The following is a 17,730-nucleotide window of genomic DNA, read 5'->3' on the forward strand; positions in this document are numbered from 1 at the left end:
CCGCGCCATACTCCGAGGCAAAGAGCCGGATCCCTGCAAAGCCAAGGTCAGGCGCTGCAAGTAGGACTCCTGTTCCGAGGGGTTCACGGATCACTCCAAGGATAGTAAGCGCCAGGGTGAATCCAATCCCCATCCCGAGGCCGTCCATGAGAGAGGCCGCGGGGCCGTTCTTGTAGGCAAATGCCTCGGCTCTTGCAAGGATGATGCAGTTCACGACGATCAGCGGCACAAACACACCCAGCACCTTGTGGAGTTCGGGCAGGTAGGCTGCCATCGATAGATCCACGATGGTGACAAATGTGGCAATGACCACGATGAAGCACGGGATTCGGATCTCATCCGGGATTGCCTTCCGGATGAGGGATATTATCAGGTTCGATCCCACCAGCACGAATGTGGCAGCGATTCCCATTCCGATTCCGTTTGATACGGCAATCGACGCCGCCATCGTGGGGCACATGCCAAGGAGCAGCCTGAACGTGGGGTTCTCCTTATAGATTCCGTTGGTGAACGCCTGAAGTGGACTTACACTCACCTTGCAGCACCTCCAGCGAAGCCGAGGGTTGACACGAGATTGCGGGCGGTATTCACGCCAGCAACCACTCCCCTCGACGAAATCGTGGCGCCGGATATGGCCTGGATTTCGCCGCCATCCTTGCTGACGGCAAGTGCAGCGGAAGAGGCCCCCTTGCCGATGAACTGCTCCTGAAAGCCGAGATTGGTGATCTTGGCGCCTAGGCCAGGCGTTTCACCGTGGCTGAGCACTTGAAGCCCGCTCACCGAGCGGTCAGCCTTCACGCCAACCAGAAGAGTGATCTTGCCTCCGTATCCGGAGGCAGCAAGCTTGGCGACTATGCCTTCAACTGACCCGCCCACCGACCCGGTGTACACAGCTTCAACATCAGCGAAGCTCTTATCCTCCCGGATAGCTGAAAGATCCACCTCCGGAAGCTCAGCGAAATCTTCAGCTGATGGAAGGACTGTCTTCATCGACTGCGCGATTTCCTTGGCTCTGCGCTCATCGATTATCTTGCTGGTTATCCCATACACGTAAGCTAGCGAGCCGCCGGACACTGCGCAGATCAGCATGAGGATCAGGCCTAGTCTGAGAGTGTCACGCACGTGCCTTCACCTCCCCGAAACGCCTCGGCCGCGCGAATCTGTCGATGAGCGGCACCGCAGCATTCATGATAAGTATGGAGTAGGCGACGCCCTCTGGATACCCGCCGAAGAGCCTGATGAGCGCTGTTAGCACACCACAGCCAATCCCGAAGATCGCCTGGCCCTTGGGATTGAGCGGAGATGTGACGTAATCGGTGGCCATGAAGAATGCTCCGAGGATGAGCCCGCCCGACAGCACGTGAAACAGTGGATCCTGCCCATAGAGGGAGGTTATGACTGCCACGGTTGCGATGTAGAACATGGGGATCCTCAGGGAGATCTCCTCGCGCCATAGAAGGTAAACCGCGCCTATAAGCAGTGCAAGGGCCGAGGTCTCACCGAGCGAACCTGCTGCATTTCCCATGAACAGCGGCAAATACAGCTTGCTTGCGGATGTAGCCCCGATCTCCCCCATCTTCAGCAGTGTAAGGGGAGTAGCGGTAGACATGGCATCGAAACCGCGGGCCCAGATGGCGCCGTTGGCAGAGGCGGGCCAAACATAACCCGTGGTGGCCATCGCCGACCACGCAGCCACTGCAAAAGCGCGCCCCATGAGCGCCGGATTGAACAGGTTGTAGCCAAGCCCTCCGAAAAGGACTTTTACCACGCCGATGCCAAAGAACCCGGCGAGTATCGGCACCCATACAGGCACATGAGGAGGCAGGACCATCGCGATGAGGAGCCCAGTGACTACTGCGCTCCAATCACCGATTGTCACGGTCCTGTGCGTTAGCTTCTCTAGGATGAACTCGGCAGCCACTGCCGCTGCGATGCTGCATACGATGGAGAGAGCTGCCTGCCAGCCAAAGTAGTGCACAGCCGCGACAGACGCCGGTAGGAGCGCAATGACTACATCCCGCATTATGGTTGGAGTATCGAGCCCCGCCCTGATGTGCGGCGCAGGCGATACGATCAGCATTGAGTCTGCCATCACTTCGCCCTCCGTTCCTTGGCAGCCTGCCTGCGAACGCCGATTTCGAACTTCGCCCGCTTGATCGACTGCACCAGATTCCGGCGGGACGGGCACTCGTAGCTGCACACACCACATTCAATGCAGTCCATGGCGTGGCAGGCTTCTGCCTGATCCCATATCCCAGAGTCACTCCACTGATGAAGCACTGCCGGTTCAAGACCCATGGGGCATGCTTCAATGCATCGCCCGCACCTTATGCATGGCATGGGCTCGTACACGCGCGCCTCCGCCCGACTCAGGGCCAGGATCCCCGAGCAGCCCTTGGAAGTGGGCACATCAGGCGACGACACTGCCATGCCCATCATCGGTCCGCCGAAGATGAGCTTGGCGGGCTCACCCACAAAGCCCCCGCACTGCTCGATGAGTTCGCCTGCGGAGGTCCCGATCTTGACCAGAAGGTTCGCAGGGTGGGCAATCGCAGAGCCTGTGATCGTGACCACTCTCTCGATCAACGGCAGACCGCGATCAAACCTATCGGCAACGGAAACCGCAGTCGCGGCGTTGTTCACGACCACACCCACATGGAACGGAAGGCAGCCAGGCGGCACGTCTCGGCCAAGCGTCGACTTGATCAGCTGCTTCTCAGAACCCTGAGGGTATCTGGTTCTCAACGACACAACTTCAACTCCGGGCGCCTTTGATGCGGCCTTGGTCATTGCCTCAATCGCATCAGGCTTGTTGTCTTCCACGCCGATCACCGTGCGCGTCACGCCCAGCGCCTTCATGAGGATCTGCGCTCCGCGAACGATATCGCCGGATCGCTCCAACATCAGCCGATGGTCAGCCGTCAGGTACGGCTCGCACTCGGCCCCGTTTATCAGAAGAGTGTCAACCTTTGCATTGGCAGGCAGAGTCAGCTTCACATGAGTGGGAAACTCTGCGCCGCCCATGCCGACTATTCCAGCGTCCATTATGATGCCAATGATCTGCTCCTTCGATAGTGACTCCAGGTTTGTCACTGGCGCGCACGTTTCCGCGAGCCTATCTTCGCCATCCGGCTCGATGAAGATGGCCTGGTCGAGGGCCCCAGAGGCGGTTCGCACCGGACCGATTCCCACAACCTTGCCCGAAGTAGGCGAGTGGACAGGAACGGCCAGCTTAGCCCCTGGATTAGCCAGCAGCTGCCCTTTTTGCACTTGGTCTCCCTTGGCGACAATGGGCGCCTGAAGACAACCGGAATTAGCATGAATCAGGACTGCGATTCGAGACGGCAGTTTCGCTGGGACAATCGGCAGCCCGGCCGTGCTCGACTTGTTCTCCGGGGGATGCGTTCCCCCTCGGAACGACCATTTGGGCATGTGCCTCACTCCTTTACCACCGAACCTCCAGTGTGCGTTCACAAGTGCGATACTAGGCAGCAGAACAGCGGTACACTGGAGAACTGCCTAACCAGCTGCTAATCTGGCAGGCACGAAAACCTGCTTAATTGTACACCACGAGAAGGGTGAGCGCAAGAATACATAATACACAGTACACTGGCAGGGCGCTCCCATCGTGACCGGGAACGCCCTGCCGGAGCGCGGAAAAGCAGAACAGAGCAACAGAGGATAGACTCAGTTGATGGCCGCGATCTTCATCACGGCGCCGCCAGTGCCAATCCCGCTACCGCTCCTTCCTCGGGGTGTAATGCGTGTGCAGCAGCTCATGCGCCCTGTCCGAGAGAGGTCGGCCGAGGAAGTCCTGGTAGAGCGCGAGCACCGCAGGATTCCTGTGGGACGTGCGGATTGGCATGTCCCGGTCCACCTGGTACAGCGCCTGGCCCCTCTCGGCGCGAGTGCTCATGACAGTGCCGATGGGCTGGCCCCCGCCGCCCACGCACCCCCCAGGGCAGCACATGATCTCCACGAAATGCCATGGAGCACTGCCTGCCGCAATTCGCTCCAGGATCTTTCTTGCATTGGCCAGTCCGTGGCCCACCGCAACAGATACAGGGGTTCCGCCGACATCCACCGTGGCCTCCTTCACCCCGGAAAGCCCGCGCACACCTGTGAACTCCAGCGCCTCACGTGACAGGGTGCTGCCAGTGATGGTCTCATACACCGTGCGTAGGGCGGCTTCCATGACCCCGCCCGTCGCGCCGAATATGGCGCCCGCCCCAGTGGATATCCCAAGGGGTGCGTCGAACTCCTCCTCCGGCAGCGAAGCGATATCGATCCCAGCCATGCGGATCATGCGCCCTAGCTCGCGTGTTGTTAGGACCACGTCGACATCCTGGCGCCCGGACGCCCTCATCTCAGGGCGCTGGCACTCGAACTTCTTCGCCGTGCAGGGCATAATCGATACGACGAAGATGCGGCCTGGGTCGATTCCAGCATGCTCAGCATAGTAGGTCTTGGCCAGGGCCCCGAACATCTGCTGGGGCGACTTGCATGTGGACACGTGGGGAAGCAGTTCAGGGTAGAAATGCTCTATGAACTTGATCCATCCCGGGCTGCACGAGGTGATGAGCGGCAGGGCATCTCCAGCGCCAATTCTATCGAGGAGTTCGTAGCCTTCCTCCATTATCGTAAGATCAGCGGTGAAGTCAGTGTCGAACACCCGGTCGAAGCCGAGGCGCCTCAGAGCCGCCACCATCTTGCCTGTGACCACTGATCCTGCAGGAAGCCCCAGTTCCTCTCCGAGCGACACCCTGATCGCTGGTGCGGTCTGCACCACTACGTGGATATCCGGATCGGCAATGGCTGCCCATACCCTATCGGTATCGTCTCGTTCCACTATCGCGCCGACAGGGCACGCCAGAGTGCATTGCCCACACAAAGCACACACGGCATCCGACAGATCATCCTGGTATGCAGGCATCACCACAGAGTCGAAACCGCGGTTGACCATGCCTAGCGCAGCCACACCCTGCACGTCGTCGCATGCCTCAATGCATCTGCGGCAGTTTATGCACCTGTCCGGGTGGCGCACTATCGATGGAGTAGATGTGTCATCGGGAAGCCCTCGCGTGATCCGTTCGAACCTGATCTCCCGAATTCCCAGGTCAGATGCTAGGCTCTGGAGTTCGCAATTCAGATTGCGGGCGCAGGAGAGGCAGTCATCCGGATGGTGCGCCAGGAGAAGCTCCACCGCAAGGCGCCGCGCCTCGCGCACCGCAGGGGTGTTGGTCCTCACCACCATGCCGCTGCTCACCGGATAGGCGCATGCAGGCTGGAACGTCTTCTGGCCTGCCACTTCTACAACACACACACGGCACACTGCGGGGCGGCCAAGGTCCTCATGGAAACAGAGGGTCGGGATCTTGATTCCAACAGCACGGGCTGCCTCAAGGATGGTCGTGCCCACATGGGCGCTCACAGTCTTCCCGTCGATTGTCAAGGTTACGTCCGCCAATGACATGCCATGGACCTCCTTTCAGCAGACACCCGCCGGGCAACGCCCTTCAAGGTGAGCAAGGATCTCGTCGGAGAAGTGATCGAAGATCGTGAACAGGGGCACGGAGACTGACTGCCCGAGTGCGCAGAGAGACGATGATCTCATCATGCCTGCGAGCTCCCTTGCGAGCCTGATGTCGGATTCGCTGGCCTGAAGATGCTGTATCTTCCCAACTATCTGCGATAGCCTGTGGGTTCCCTCGCGGCACGGCGTGCATTGCCCGCACGACTCGTGCTCGAAGAAATGGAGCAGAGTGGCTGCGACATCCACGACACAGTGGCTGTCGTCGATGATCAGAAGCGCCCCCGAGCCTAGGGCGGAACCCGCCTGTTGCAGGCTTTCGTAGTCCATGGGAATGTCGAGGTGCGCCTCTGATAGGCACCCTCCGGCGGTCCCGCCAGTCTGCGCCATCTTGAAGCGGCGGCCGCCCGGAATTCCGCCCCCTACCTCGTATATCACCTGCCGCAGCGTGATTCCCATAGGGACCTCAATGAGGCCCTTGTTGTTCACATTGCCAGTGAGAGTGTACACTTTAGTTCCCGGGGATGAGGCAGTTCCGAATTGTCGGAACCAATCGGGGCCATTAGCGACTATTGGAGCGATGTTTGCGATGGTCTCGACGTTGTTCACCACCGTGGGCTTCCCCCATAGCCCTGATGTGCCTGGGTACGGCGGCTTGACCCTTGGCTCGCCCCGTTTTCCCTCCATCGATTCGATGAGAGCAGTCTCCTCGCCGCATACGTAGGCGCCTGCTCCCTGCTTGACTTCGATGTCGAAGCCAAACCCCGAACCGAATATGTCGTTTCCTAGAAGCCCCATCTCCCTGGCTTGCTGAATCCCACGCTCGACGCGCTGGATTGAGGCGTAGTACTCGCCGCGAATGTAGATGAAGCCACGGGTTGCGCCGGTTGCGTAGCCCATGATGATCATCCCCTCGATCACCCTGTGGGGGTCGCCTTCGAGGATGAGGCGATCCTTGAACGTGCCTGGCTCGCCCTCATCTGCATTGCATATGATGTACTTCTGATCAGCCGATGCGCGAGCCGTGAACTCAAGCTTGAGCCCTGTTGGAAACGCAGCCCCTCCCCTGCCGCGAAGGCCCGACTTCTTCAGCGTCTCTATGACCTGGGCAGGCGTCATCTGGGTGAGTGCAGTGCCGGCGGCAAGGTATCCATCGCGGGCTATGTACTCGTCTATGCTATCCGGGTCGATGATTCCTACGTTTGCTAGAACGATACGCTTCTGAATGTCAAAGTAGTGAGATCGTCGGTCGGCATCCTTGGAGATCGCAGGGATCTCACCTTTGTGGCGAAGGCGGTCCACTGGACGGCCTTTCACAAGATGCTCATCGACGATCTCACGTGCATCACCAACAGTCACATGCGAGTATACCGTTCCCTCCGGGTACACCACCATCACTGGCCCCGAATCGCACGGGCCTAGGCATCCTGTCTCGATCACACGAACCTCGCGCGCGATCCCCGCTTCAGCGACGGACCTGATGATCTCGTCGCGAACCGCCCGACATCCGGCGGCAACGCACGGAGACCCGCCGCATACTAGGACATGAGCCCTGTAGAACTCCATTCGGATCCCTCCGTATAGCCCATCCACAAACAACGCGGGGGCCTATTCGTACCGCCTGAGTATAGCCGGCAGGTCTCCTGGGACGAGGTTCCCATATACCGCATCGTCGATCATCAGCGCAGGCGCGACCCCGCAGACCCCGAGGCATGACGTGGTTTCCACGGTGAACCTTCCATCCTGCGTGGTGCCTCCCATGTCCACCCCGAGTTCGCCCAAAAGCGCATCGATGACCTCTCTGGCGCCCATCACGCAGCACGGCGCCGACTCGCAGACCCGGACAATGTGACGACCTCTAGGTTTATCTGAGAACATTGAGTAAAACGTTACAACTCCGAATACTCGACTTTCCGGAATCTCGAGGACACGCGCTACCACACGGAGCGCCTCGCGGGGCAAGTAGTTGCGGAGAGCCTGCACATCGTGGAGGGCCAGGACGAGGTCCTCAGGCCGTCCGCGATAGGGGAGAACGGCCTTCTCCACTGCAGCGAGGAAAACGTCGTCGCACGCGCAGCTGTCGCCCGAAGCAGGTTTTCCACTACAGACGTGCACTCCTCCCATTCTGGGTGCCTCCCTTCCGCCCAAATCGGTTTGGGCCAAACGGATGAGTTTGTGTGCAATTTCACAAAGTGCCCAAACAAAATGCCTCGTGACGCGCCGCGCACCCTCAGCTCACGGGTGGCTACTTGGTGGATATCACGAGGTCTCCAACAACCTGCCCGTTCACAACGTGGCTTGCTATGATCTTTCGCGCCTTCTCAGGTGTGACGTGTCCGTATGTAACCTTCGGCTCACCCTGCTTCATGATGTCCACGATCGGCTCCTGCTCACACATGCCCACACACCCTGTCTGCGTGACCACGACGTGGCGAAGGCCTCGAACACCGATCTCATCCATGATGGCCGTGAGTGTATCGCGGGCGCCAGCAGCTATCCCGCATGTGCCCATTCCAACCACAACCCTCACGTCTTCATTGCCCTCCCGCAGCTCCGTCATGGCCTGGGCGCGCTCCTTGATCTTTTTCAGGTCTTCCAGCGACTTCATGCGCCATAACACTCCTTCGCGAATGGTCTTGGCTACAATAGCAGTATATAGCATCAGGCGTACAATGAGCAACCGTGCCGCAGTCGGCACGGTTGACTCAGGAGGCGTGGTCGCGCGCGCTGGTTACCAGAACCTGGGCAGGAATGCCGCCAGCACGATTATCGCAAGCAGGATCAGGAGCATTCCCCAGGAGCCAGACCCGAATCCGATGCAACCCGGATCAGGGTTAGCCTTCACTACGTCACCAACTGTCATCTGCGAATCCCCCTTCTAGCAAGCTGGGTCACCAGGGAAACCAGAACACCGCGATTACAATTATCCCCAAGAGGATCAACGCTAGGTTCCAGGAGAACATGCCCCTGAAGGGACCAAACCCTACGCCATCCACCTCGATCGCTCCTCCCGTAGAAGATTACCGTACGCGGGTCGCGCCCGCGGGCTGATATATAGTATGAAGCTCGTGCTATCCGTGACGCTTTTTCCACGTTCATGCATCGGAGCAAAGAAGAACCCGCGGGGGCCGCTTTTCATGCAGCCTCCGCGGGTGTTGCGCAGGTTACGCTACCGCAGACCTAGAATAGCCCCACAATCTTGCCGTCGTGATCTATGTCGACGTTGGCAGCTGCAGGGATCTTGGGAAGGCCCGGCATGGTCATTACCTCTCCCGTCAGGACCACTAGGAACCCGGCGCCCGCCGAGACGCGCACCTCTCTCACGGTGAGCTTCCAGCCCTTCGGCGCCCCCTTAAGATCTGGATCGTCCGACAGGGAATGTTGGGTCTTGGCGACGCATATCGGGAGTTTCTCGAAACCCAACTTCGTCAGGTGCGAGATGTTCTTGTCTGCCCCCGCAGTGTACACAACCCCATCGGCGCCGTAGATCTCGCGGGCGATGATCTCGATCTTCGCCTTGATGGGCAGCTCCGGATCGTATATGGGATGGAAGTTGTTCTCATCATGCTCGAGGGCATCGATGATCTCCTTGGCCAGCTCGATTCCGCCTTCGCCGCCTCTTGCCACGACCTCCGACAGCGCGCTTCTGACCCCCATGGCGTCGCAATGGCTCTTGACCAGATCCAGCTCTGCCTGAGTATCGGTTGGGAACCTGTTTATGGCCACGACGATCGGCACGCCATACTTCTTGAGGTTCTCTATGTGCTTATCCAGGTTGGCGCAGCCAGCCTCGAGAGCAGGCAGGTTCTCGAGAGCCACCTTGGCCTTGGGCACACCGCCGTGCATGTTGAGAGCCCGCACCGATGCCACCAGCACTGCCACATCAGGCTTCAGCCCGGTGAACCTGTAGACGATATCGAAGAACTTCTCAGCGCCGAGGTCTGCAGCGAATCCGCCCTCCGTCACCACATAGTCGGCGAGCTTCAATGCCATGCGCGTCGCGATGATCGAGTTGTTGCCATGGGCTATGTTGGCGAAGGGTCCGCCATGCACGAACGCGGGCTGGCCCTCGACTGTCTGAACCAGGTTAGGCTTGATCGCGTCCTTCAGAAGAACCGCCATCGCGCCGACTGCCTTGACGTCCGCTGCAGTTACCGGTCTACCGTCATGGGTGTACGCAATGATGAGACGGGCCAATCGCGCCTTGAGATCGTCCATGTCGGCAGCGAGGCAGAGGACTGCCATGATCTCAGAAGCCACGGTGATGTCGAACCCTGACTCACGCGGAGTCCCGTTCGCCGAGCCGCCGAGCCCACATACGATGCTCCTGAGCTGACGCTCGTTCATGTCCATTACCCGGCGCCACACAATCCTGTGCAGGTCGATGCCGAGTTCGTTTCCCTGGTGGATGTGGTTATCTAGCAGTGCCGCGAGGAGGTTGTGAGCCGTGGTGACTGCGTGGATGTCCCCGGTGAAATGCAGGTTGATATCTTCCATCGGAAGGACCTGCGAATAGCCTCCACCGGCAGCGCCGCCCTTAACGCCGAAGGTCGGGCCGAGCGAAGGCTCGCGCAGGCAGAGAAATGCCTTCTTGCCGAGCTTGCCCAGGGCCTGAGTTATGCCAACAGCAGTGCACGTTTTGCCCTCTCCTGCGGGAGTCGCCGTAATAGCAGTGGTATAAATGAGCTTGCCGTTGGGCCTGCCGGCCAGCGCCTTGAAAACCCCGAGCGATGCCTTTGCCTTGTACTTGCCATAGAACTCGATATCGTCTTCAGTGAGTCCCACCTCTCGCGCGACGTCGATGATGGGACGGAGTTTGGTAGACTGCGCTATCTCTATGTCACTCAGCATTTCGGAACCGCACCTCCACCCTAGTGCCTGGACCTAAGCCAGGCATCGATGCCCCTAGCTGAACGCTTTCCACCACCCATGGCGGAAATGACTGTGGCCGCGCCGCTCACAATGTCGCCCGCGGCCCATACTCCGGGAATACTGGTCGCTCCATGTTCGTCGCTGGCGCTGATGTTGCCTCTCCGGTCGAGGGTTAGGCCTTTCATAGTCCGGATGAGCAGCGGGTTCGGGCCCTGCCCGACAGCTACGATGACCGTGTCTACATCGATGACAAACTCGGACCCAGGGACGACCACCGGACGCCTTCGCCCACTCGCGTCCTCCTCTCCGAGTTCCATCCTGGCACACTCCATACCGCTCACGGCGCCACGGCCGTCGGAGATGATCCGAGTAGGGTTGGTGAGAAGCATCAGCTCCACGCCTTCCTCCTCGGCGTTCTCGATCTCTTCCAGCCGAGCCGGCATTTCGGTGCGAGAGCGCCGGTACACGATCTTCACGTCCTCCGCTCCAAGGCGGAGAGATGTTCGGGCCGAATCCATGGCCACATTGCCCGCGCCCACCACTGCCACGCGCTTGCCCAGGTTGATGGGGGTATCATACTCGGGGAACCTGTAGGCCTTCATCAAGTTCACCCGAGTTAGGAATTCATTCGCCGAGTATACGCCATTGAGGTTCTCTCCTGGAATGCCGAGGAAGAATGGCAGGCCGGCGCCAGCGCCGATGAAGGCTGCTTGGTATTCCCCCGACTCCAGCATCTCGTTGAGATCGAGCGTCAATCCCACCACTACGTTGGGGAAGATCCTTACGCCCAGTGTGCGGACGTACTCGACTTCCTTGTCCACTATCGCCTTGGGGAGCCTGAACTCGGGAATGCCGTAGCGCAAGACTCCTCCGGTATCGTGAAGCGATTCGAACAAATCGACGCGGTAGCCCATCATGGCGAGATCAGCGGCGCACGTGAGCCCCGCCGGACCGGATCCCACCACAGCAACCCTGCACTTGCTAGGGTCGAAGCCATCCGGTGATACCGCCGCGGCCGCAGGCTCAGATGTCGCGGCCGGAAGCTCAGATGTCGCGACCGCAGGCTCAGATGTCGCGGCCGGAAGCTCAGATGTCGCGGCCGGCCCATCGGCATCGTGACCGCAGTCAGGCTCGTCCGTCCTGTGCTCACGGGACCAGTCCGCGACGAACCGCTCCAGAGCCCCTATCGACACAGGCTTGAACTTCTTTCCGAGGGTGCAAAGGCTCTCACATTGGGATTCCTGCGGGCAAACGCGCCCACATATGGCAGGGAGGCTGTTCTTCTCTTTGATTTTTGCCTCCGCCTCAGCGAACTTGCCTTCCGCGATGAGGGAGACAAAATCCGGTATCTGGATCTCCACCGGGCAGCCTCCGACGCATGGACGATTCTTGCATTGAATGCATCTCTTGGCCTCGCGAACTGCCTGCTCCGGCTCAAGCCCCAGCGCAACCTCCTTGAAGTTGCTTCGGCGAACTTCGGGCGACTGCTTGGGCATCTCTGTTCTCTCGACTATCTCCCGTGGCACTTGCACTCACCCCTAGTCGCCTCGTAGTGGTCCTTAGCGATCTTCTCCTTGGCGCAGAAGAAGCTTTGGCGCGCCACGAGCTCGTCGAAATCCACCTTGTGTCCATCGAATTCCGGACCGTCGACACAGGAGAACTTGACCTCTCCGCCCACTGTGACCCTGCAGCATCCGCACATTCCAGTGCCATCCACCATGATCGCATTCAAGCTCACCAAGGTGTGTATGTTGTACTTCCGGGTGACATTCACTGCGGCCTGCATCATCCGCACTGGCCCTATGGCGATCGCCTCGTTTATCTCCCGCCCTGACTGTATCAGGGCCTCTAGAGCGCCACTCACGAACCCGTGGTAGCCGAAGCTTCCATCGTCAGTGGCGTATATCACCTCGTCGCTCGCCTTCTCCACTTCCTCGGTGAGGATCAGCAGATCCTTCGTGCGAGCCCCAACTATGGAGATGACGTGATTTCCGATGGCTTTGTGCGCCCGGATCTCAGGGAGCATCGGCGCCACCCCTATGCCTCCCGCGATCGCTACTACGGCGCCCACCCTCGCGATGTGGGTGGCCGTTCCGAGGGGACCCACGACATCGAGGAAGGAATCGCCAACGCCAAACGTGCCCATCTCCTGCGTGCTCTTTCCGACCTCCTGGACAACCAGGGTGATCGTGCCCTTGTCGGGATCATTCCCGGCAATAGTAAGCGGGACCCTCTCTCCAGTGGCGTTCGTACGCACGATCACGAAGTTGCCCGCACGCGCCCGCTTAGCAACAAGAGGAGCCTCCACTTCGAAGCGATGCACCCCAGGAGCAAGGACGCTTGCATCAACAATTCTGAACATCCAGTCACCCCCATTGATTGCGGTTCACCCCCCACACGCGTGAGGACAGCCCAGAAGCGCGGTCGACCGGGCGACCAGGCGACCCCCGCGCACACAAGGCGCGCCCAGTCCGAACGTGTGCAGGTGTATCAACTCATGCACGACAGCCGACCCGCGCGCGCAGGGCGCGACCAGGGCGCAGGCGCGATCACCAGAGCGCAAGGCCAGCCGTAGATCACCGTAAATAATCATATAGGTATCGGCGCAGGGGGTCAACTGAGGAGTCCCTATTGAAGCGCTTGTTGTGGCGCCCGTCGGGGCGCCTGCTGAGGCTCCTGCTGAGGCGCTGTTGTGGCGCCTGTTGGAGGACCAGGCGCGAGGCCCATGGTTGATCGATGCTTGCCTAAGCCAGCCATTGGCTTGGCAATCCACTCGCTGGGCGTCCACATTGGCCTGGTTTACTGCAGGCTAGAGTTTGTGAGGCTCGGCCTCCGTTTGGCCTCGGGGTTGACCTCGGGGTTGACCTCGGGTTGGTCGAACGTCTCCTGTGCTCATGGTAGAGTTGATCCACAAATGGTGTTTCTCCATGAGAACTGGTATCTGCCTTTCTACCTCACCTGGCGTAGCTGTAGGTCGGATCGAGGTAAGCCCGGCCCAGGGCCTGGTTCGCGACAGTAGCTCGGTTCGGCCGATCGCGAATACCCGGAAAGTGGGACGTGGTCACTCCGTTCGCATTCTGCAGGCGGTCAGTGTCCAATTCGTCGACATTGACAGGTTGTCTCCCGCAGCCGAGGCTCATGCGGATTCCATGACGCGTCCGGGTAATCCTCGAAAGCACATCTAGCTGCGAGTCGGCCAAGCCACATTATGCCATGATCCTGCCCTCTCGCGAGCAGTGCTGCCAATCTCGTCGGAGCAGGTGTTCGGAGCGTCTCAATGCTGGATTCATCGACATTGCGGGCGTCTCAACGTCGATTCCGTCGACATTGAGCTCGTCTCACTGCTGGTTTCGTCGACATTATCGCTCCAGTACTCAGTCGCGCAACGTTGCCCACGCGTCTGGCCTAGCAACAACGCCTGCGGCAATCACGGGTGAGGAATCCGCGTCCCAGGACGGAATTCAAGGACCAGCATTCTTCCAGTGGCCTTTGGTCGATTAGTTCAGGCTCAGAGACGAATTCGATCCATCCTCTGACCTCTGCGGGCGCGCTTGACAGCGTTCTCGTCTGTATGAAGCATGCCGGGTGGGCTGGCCATGCCAGCCCTACATCTCAACCCGAACCGCGCCCCGTAGATACGAAGCGCCAGCTACATGACATTCATAGACGACCGTCTCTCCTTGCTGCCTGAACAAGGTCGAACATGAAAGGCCTCCCGTGGGGGCCAATCGTGGCCAGGAGTGCGACGGCGTCGTCTACATCGGCAAGAGCCCTGTGCAGCTGGGACGAGCGAATCCCAAATGAGCGGGTAAGGCTTTCGAGCCGGGCCGAGGGCTGGCCGTAGACGCGCCAGGGTATGTCTTTGCAGGAACAGGCCCAGGGGATGTGGACTGCCTGCGGGAACAGCCTGGTTACGAAGGGGCGATCAAACGAAGCGTTGTGCGCTATCAGAAGCTGGCTCTGGCCGAGCAGGTCGGCGACGTAGGTGAAATCCAGGTCCTTGCCGCGAAGGGTTTCGAGGGTGAGCCCGTGCACGCGGGCAGCGCCGGGCGTGATGGGAACGTGCGGCTCGCGAAGACCAGTGTATGAGCTCATTGTCCTGAGGATGGCGCCTGTTGCCGGATCATACTTGAACAGCACCATCGCGAGCTCCACAATCTCCTCAGTCCTGGGTGATAGACCGGTAGTCTCAACGTCAAGGAAACATGCAGTAGACACTGGTAGGCCCTCCACACTGTATCTTCCAGTAGTAGAATACAGCACCCACGCGGCGCCAGCCAGGCAGAGCACGTGCGGCTCATTTCCGTTTTCTGCCTTGAATGGTACCACAATGTGTGATGCTGCGCAAGAACACCGGGCGTCGATGTGCAGCCATTGAGGATGCGCTGGACGACTAGCTGGCGTTCACATCGTTCCAGAGAAGTAAGTGCGCTCATCGTCACTGCTGGATTCGTCGACATTATCGCTCTAGTACTCGGTCGCCGGATGTCACTGATTGGGGCAGTCGCTTGATGGCCTGCTCGAAGTGCTCTTCCACCGGCGAGGGCTGGTTGATGCGCCACGCGCGGTGTTTCTCATATTCAAGCTGGGCCTTTGCGAGCGCCTGCTCGTGTGAGACTGATCCTGCATGGGCCAGCAGCTCTCGCCCGCTTAGCCTCAGGAAACCGTCGAGCTTGGCTATCCAATCGCTCATATACATCGGCTTTCGCCCCAATGCCTGAAGCTCAGCGAACTCCAGGTAGGACGCAACAATGCGGTTGAGGATGTCGAGTTCCTCTGATGTGAGAAAGTTTTTCGCAATAGCGGCTTCGCTCTTGCTGAGCATGTCGCCACTCCAGCTGGTGAGCCCCATATTCTCTTTGGTTGCGTCAGCGCGACGGTACACAACCTCCGCTGCCGTCTGCCCGTGGGCAGCCCAGTGCATCTTGTTCTGCACCGTGGCGAAAAGCCGCTGGGACATTTCAGTGCTGGAATCGTAATCGATGCTGGTAGCGTAGATATCCAGCACCTTACGCCAAAACACCTTCTCAGACGACCGAATGTCGCGTATACGCGCCAGCAGTTCATCGAAGTAGTTGCCGCCGCCAGCTCGCTTCAGGCGGTCGTCATCCATGACGAAACCTTTGACGATATACTCACGCAGGCGTTCAGTGGCCCATATGCGAAACTGAGTGCCGCGGTGCGACTTCACTCGATAACCTACGGAGATGATCACGTCGAGGTTGTAATAGTCGACGTGATAGGTCTTGTTGTCGGCTGCAGTTGTTGCAGATTCTGCAACAACTGACTCCCGTACTAGTTCTCGCTCATCGAACAGATTCTTGATGTGCCTCGATATGACCGACTTGTCGCGCTGAAACAGCTCAGCCAGTTGGTTGAGCGAGAGCCAGCAGGTTTCTCCGACGAAGAACACCTCCAGCCGAGTCTGACCGTCCTCCGTCTGGTAAAGCAGAATCTCAGTCGGTTGGGGCAGTGCTTGTGTGCCCTGATTCACTCACCCATCACCTCCGTATCGTTCAGCAAGGGGGTGACACGAACCCTGCCTGTGAGCAGGTCTTGCATGAGCCCGGTCTTCAGGGAGCGAAGCTTGCGGTAATGGGCAAACTCGCTCTCTACTGCTAACTCAACTGCACTAGCTCGATTCGCGATCTCCTGCTGTTCTTCGTACTCGGGTAAAGGCAACAGAAGGCTCCCCATCACGGTGCTGTTCAGGCTGGGCATCGTTGAACCAACTGCACGGGCAGCAACTTGCCGCTGCACCAGTCCAAAACGGTACATAGCTGCAAGCCATCTGGATTCAACCAGCCTTGCCGGAACCCTTAGCATGAAGCAGCCAGTTCCGCAGAGCCAGCCACGTCCATGCACGCCTATAGCGGTCGCCCGCGACAAATCGCCACGCCTGGAAAACACGATGTCATTGTCATGAAGTCGGTACTGAGCCATTGATTGTGCCTTCGCTTCTGTTACCCGCGCAATCATCTCGAGCTGCACTTTTCCGTCTACAATGTTCTGCGGCATGACTACGGGAACCCCTTCAGTCACGTACTCCTGTGCGTGCAACTGGCTGCCGAACGGCCCCGTGCGTAGGACAGCGCCAGTCTGGCGAAGGATACTTCCCAAGCTGTTGACTTCCCACTCCACCGGAATCCTCCCCAAGGGCGAGTCCTTGAACCGGTGGGTCTCTTCGGAGCGAAGATTACCTTGCTCATCGATGCCACGGGTAAGGAGGTCCTCAATCAGGCCGATCTTGATGCTCTGCTGTTTGGCGATTAAGGCCTCGGTCTGCTCGATTGCCTGGTCCACTGTGGAGAGGATTTCGGCGATCCTAGTCTGCTCAGCCATGGCGGTGGGGAATGAGAGCTCAACACGCGACAGAGCCGCCTTCGAGATCTCGGCAAACGTGGTTCCTTCGCCAAGCCTCTTCACCTTGTCGATGTTGAAGAGTACATTGCGGCAACCTCTGCTTCGGGGATGCCTCCGACCAGGTGCGCCTGCACGTCCTCGGGTTCTGCATCGGGGGTATTGTCCACATAGCGGCGGATGTTCAGGTTGTAATCGTGGTCGTCCACAATCTCAGTCTTGCTAACTAGGCGACTGTACTTGGGAATCTCCCGCTTATGTGTGAATACGAAGTCGATCTTCTCGATATCCTCGGGGCGAAGCCTATTCTGGGCCTTGCCCTCGGCGTATTCCCGATCCGCGTTGATGAACAGCACCTTGTCACGAAGAGCATCGGGCTTGTTCTTGTTGCACACAAGCACGCAGGCGGGGATGCCTGTGCCATAGAACAGGCCAGGCGGCAGGCTGATGATGGCCTCAATCACATCGTCGTTGATCAGGATCTCTCGGATGAGCTTCTCCTTGCCACCGCGGAAGAGCACACCGTGCGGCATGATCGTGGCCATGTGACCGCGAGGTTTCAGGCTGGCCAGCATGTGTTGCACAAACATCAGGTCGGCCTTCTTGCCCGTTTCAGGGGTCCATTCACGGAAACGGTTGGGGAATCTCATATTGGCACGGCTGTAGTTCTGGGAGAACGGCGGATTGGCAAGCACACGGTCGAACTTGCGCACCTGCCCATTATCTAGGATCAGCGGGTTTGCTAGCGTATCCCCATTCTCAATGGTGGAGCGGGTGATGTTGTGGAGGATCATGTTCATAATGCAGATCGACCACACAGTGCCGTTGGAGTCCTGGCCGAAGAGGGCCAGGTCGTTAGGGTCTTGACCCTGCTCCTCAACGTACTGGTGCGACTGAATCAGAAAGCCCCCGGAGCCCACGGTGGGATCTATGAAATTGCCGTCTTTGATACAATCGGGCGCGGAAGC

15 protein-coding genes and 1 pseudogene are annotated in these 17,730 nt (G+C 59.1%); all 16 read right to left on the reverse strand.

The window, feature by feature from the left end:
• Window positions 1-535 (reverse strand): electron transport complex subunit E (locus VB144_15550; GenBank protein MEA4885042.1); only part of this gene is annotated, 535 nt, incomplete at its 3' end.
• Window positions 532-1,122, reverse strand: coding sequence for an RnfABCDGE type electron transport complex subunit G (locus tag VB144_15555; GenBank protein ID MEA4885043.1), 591 nt, complete (start codon window positions 1,120-1,122; stop codon window positions 532-534). The genes VB144_15550 and VB144_15555, both read right to left, overlap by 4 nt.
• Window positions 1,115-2,092 carry an RnfABCDGE type electron transport complex subunit D gene (locus VB144_15560; protein MEA4885044.1) on the reverse strand — a complete coding sequence of 326 codons (978 nt, stop codon included), beginning with the start codon at window positions 2,090-2,092 and terminating at the stop codon, window positions 1,115-1,117. The genes VB144_15555 and VB144_15560 overlap by 8 nt, the downstream gene beginning before the upstream one ends.
• Window positions 2,092-3,432 carry an electron transport complex subunit RsxC gene (gene rsxC / locus VB144_15565; GenBank protein MEA4885045.1) on the reverse strand — a complete coding sequence of 447 codons (1,341 nt, stop codon included), beginning with the start codon at window positions 3,430-3,432 and terminating at the stop codon, window positions 2,092-2,094. The genes VB144_15560 and rsxC overlap by 1 nt, the downstream gene beginning before the upstream one ends.
• A 304-nt stretch (window positions 3,433-3,736) precedes the next feature.
• Window positions 3,737-5,473, reverse strand: coding sequence for an NADH-dependent [FeFe] hydrogenase, group A6 (locus VB144_15570; protein ID MEA4885046.1), 1,737 nt, complete (start codon window positions 5,471-5,473; stop codon window positions 3,737-3,739).
• A 15-nt stretch (window positions 5,474-5,488) separates the two neighbouring features.
• Entirely contained in the window at window positions 5,489-7,096 is a 1,608-nt protein-coding gene (gene nuoF, locus VB144_15575; GenBank protein ID MEA4885047.1) for an NADH-quinone oxidoreductase subunit NuoF, read from the reverse strand.
• 42 nt (window positions 7,097-7,138) lie between these two features.
• Entirely contained in the window at window positions 7,139-7,654 is a 516-nt protein-coding gene (nuoE, locus tag VB144_15580) for an NADH-quinone oxidoreductase subunit NuoE (GenBank protein ID MEA4885048.1), read from the reverse strand.
• A 121-nt stretch (window positions 7,655-7,775) separates the two neighbouring features.
• The gene (locus tag VB144_15585) at window positions 7,776-8,138 is read right to left on the reverse strand and encodes a (2Fe-2S) ferredoxin domain-containing protein (GenBank protein ID MEA4885049.1); all 363 of its coding nucleotides are present in this window, start codon (window positions 8,136-8,138) and stop codon (window positions 7,776-7,778) included.
• A 123-nt stretch (window positions 8,139-8,261) separates the two neighbouring features.
• Window positions 8,262-8,393 carry a hypothetical protein gene (locus VB144_15590; protein ID MEA4885050.1) on the reverse strand — a complete coding sequence of 44 codons (132 nt, stop codon included), beginning with the start codon at window positions 8,391-8,393 and terminating at the stop codon, window positions 8,262-8,264.
• 317 nt (window positions 8,394-8,710) lie between these two features.
• On the reverse strand, window positions 8,711-10,381 hold the full coding sequence (locus VB144_15595; protein MEA4885051.1) for a formate--tetrahydrofolate ligase: 1,671 nt from the start codon (window positions 10,379-10,381) through the stop codon (window positions 8,711-8,713).
• Between the two features lie 20 nt (window positions 10,382-10,401).
• On the reverse strand, window positions 10,402-11,898 hold the full coding sequence (locus VB144_15600; GenBank protein MEA4885052.1) for an FAD-dependent oxidoreductase: 1,497 nt from the start codon (window positions 11,896-11,898) through the stop codon (window positions 10,402-10,404).
• A 14-nt stretch (window positions 11,899-11,912) separates the two neighbouring features.
• The gene (locus VB144_15605; protein MEA4885053.1) at window positions 11,913-12,764 is read right to left on the reverse strand and encodes a sulfide/dihydroorotate dehydrogenase-like FAD/NAD-binding protein; all 852 of its coding nucleotides are present in this window, start codon (window positions 12,762-12,764) and stop codon (window positions 11,913-11,915) included.
• A gap of 1,298 nt (window positions 12,765-14,062) precedes the next feature.
• Window positions 14,063-14,620, reverse strand: a complete 558-nt coding sequence (locus VB144_15610) for an exonuclease domain-containing protein (protein MEA4885054.1) — start codon at window positions 14,618-14,620, stop codon at window positions 14,063-14,065.
• Window positions 14,621-14,861: 241 nt separating this feature from the next.
• Window positions 14,862-15,896 carry a virulence RhuM family protein gene (locus VB144_15615; GenBank protein ID MEA4885055.1) on the reverse strand — a complete coding sequence of 345 codons (1,035 nt, stop codon included), beginning with the start codon at window positions 15,894-15,896 and terminating at the stop codon, window positions 14,862-14,864.
• Entirely contained in the window at window positions 15,893-16,828 is a 936-nt protein-coding gene (locus VB144_15620) for a restriction endonuclease subunit S (GenBank protein MEA4885056.1), read from the reverse strand. Before VB144_15620 ends, VB144_15615 begins: the two co-directional genes overlap by 4 nt.
• A 23-nt stretch (window positions 16,829-16,851) precedes the next feature.
• Window positions 16,852-17,691 (reverse strand): annotated as a pseudogene (locus tag VB144_15625) (N-6 DNA methylase).
• Window positions 17,692-17,730 lie beyond the last annotated feature (39 nt).

Source organism: Clostridia bacterium (assembly GCA_034926675.1).
GTDB lineage: Bacteria > Bacillota > DTU025 > DTU025 > DTU025 > JAYFQW01.

Coding starts and splice junctions, on each gene's coding strand:
- VB144_15560 (MEA4885044.1), bottom strand. CDS start 2,092: ATGGCAGACTCAATGCTGATCGTATCGCCTGCGCCGCACATCAGGGCG.
- rsxC (MEA4885045.1), bottom strand. CDS start 3,432: ATGCCCAAATGGTCGTTCCGAGGGGGAACGCATCCCCCGGAGAACAAG.
- VB144_15570 (MEA4885046.1), bottom strand. CDS start 5,473: ATGTCATTGGCGGACGTAACCTTGACAATCGACGGGAAGACTGTGAGC.
- nuoF (MEA4885047.1), bottom strand. CDS start 7,096: ATGGAGTTCTACAGGGCTCATGTCCTAGTATGCGGCGGGTCTCCGTGC.
- nuoE (MEA4885048.1), bottom strand. CDS start 7,654: ATGGGAGGAGTGCACGTCTGTAGTGGAAAACCTGCTTCGGGCGACAGC.
- VB144_15585 (MEA4885049.1), bottom strand. CDS start 8,138: ATGAAGTCGCTGGAAGACCTGAAAAAGATCAAGGAGCGCGCCCAGGCC.
- VB144_15590 (MEA4885050.1), bottom strand. CDS start 8,393: ATGACAGTTGGTGACGTAGTGAAGGCTAACCCTGATCCGGGTTGCATC.
- VB144_15595 (MEA4885051.1), bottom strand. CDS start 10,381: ATGCTGAGTGACATAGAGATAGCGCAGTCTACCAAACTCCGTCCCATC.
- VB144_15600 (MEA4885052.1), bottom strand. CDS start 11,898: ATGCCCAAGCAGTCGCCCGAAGTTCGCCGAAGCAACTTCAAGGAGGTT.
- VB144_15605 (MEA4885053.1), bottom strand. CDS start 12,764: ATGTTCAGAATTGTTGATGCAAGCGTCCTTGCTCCTGGGGTGCATCGC.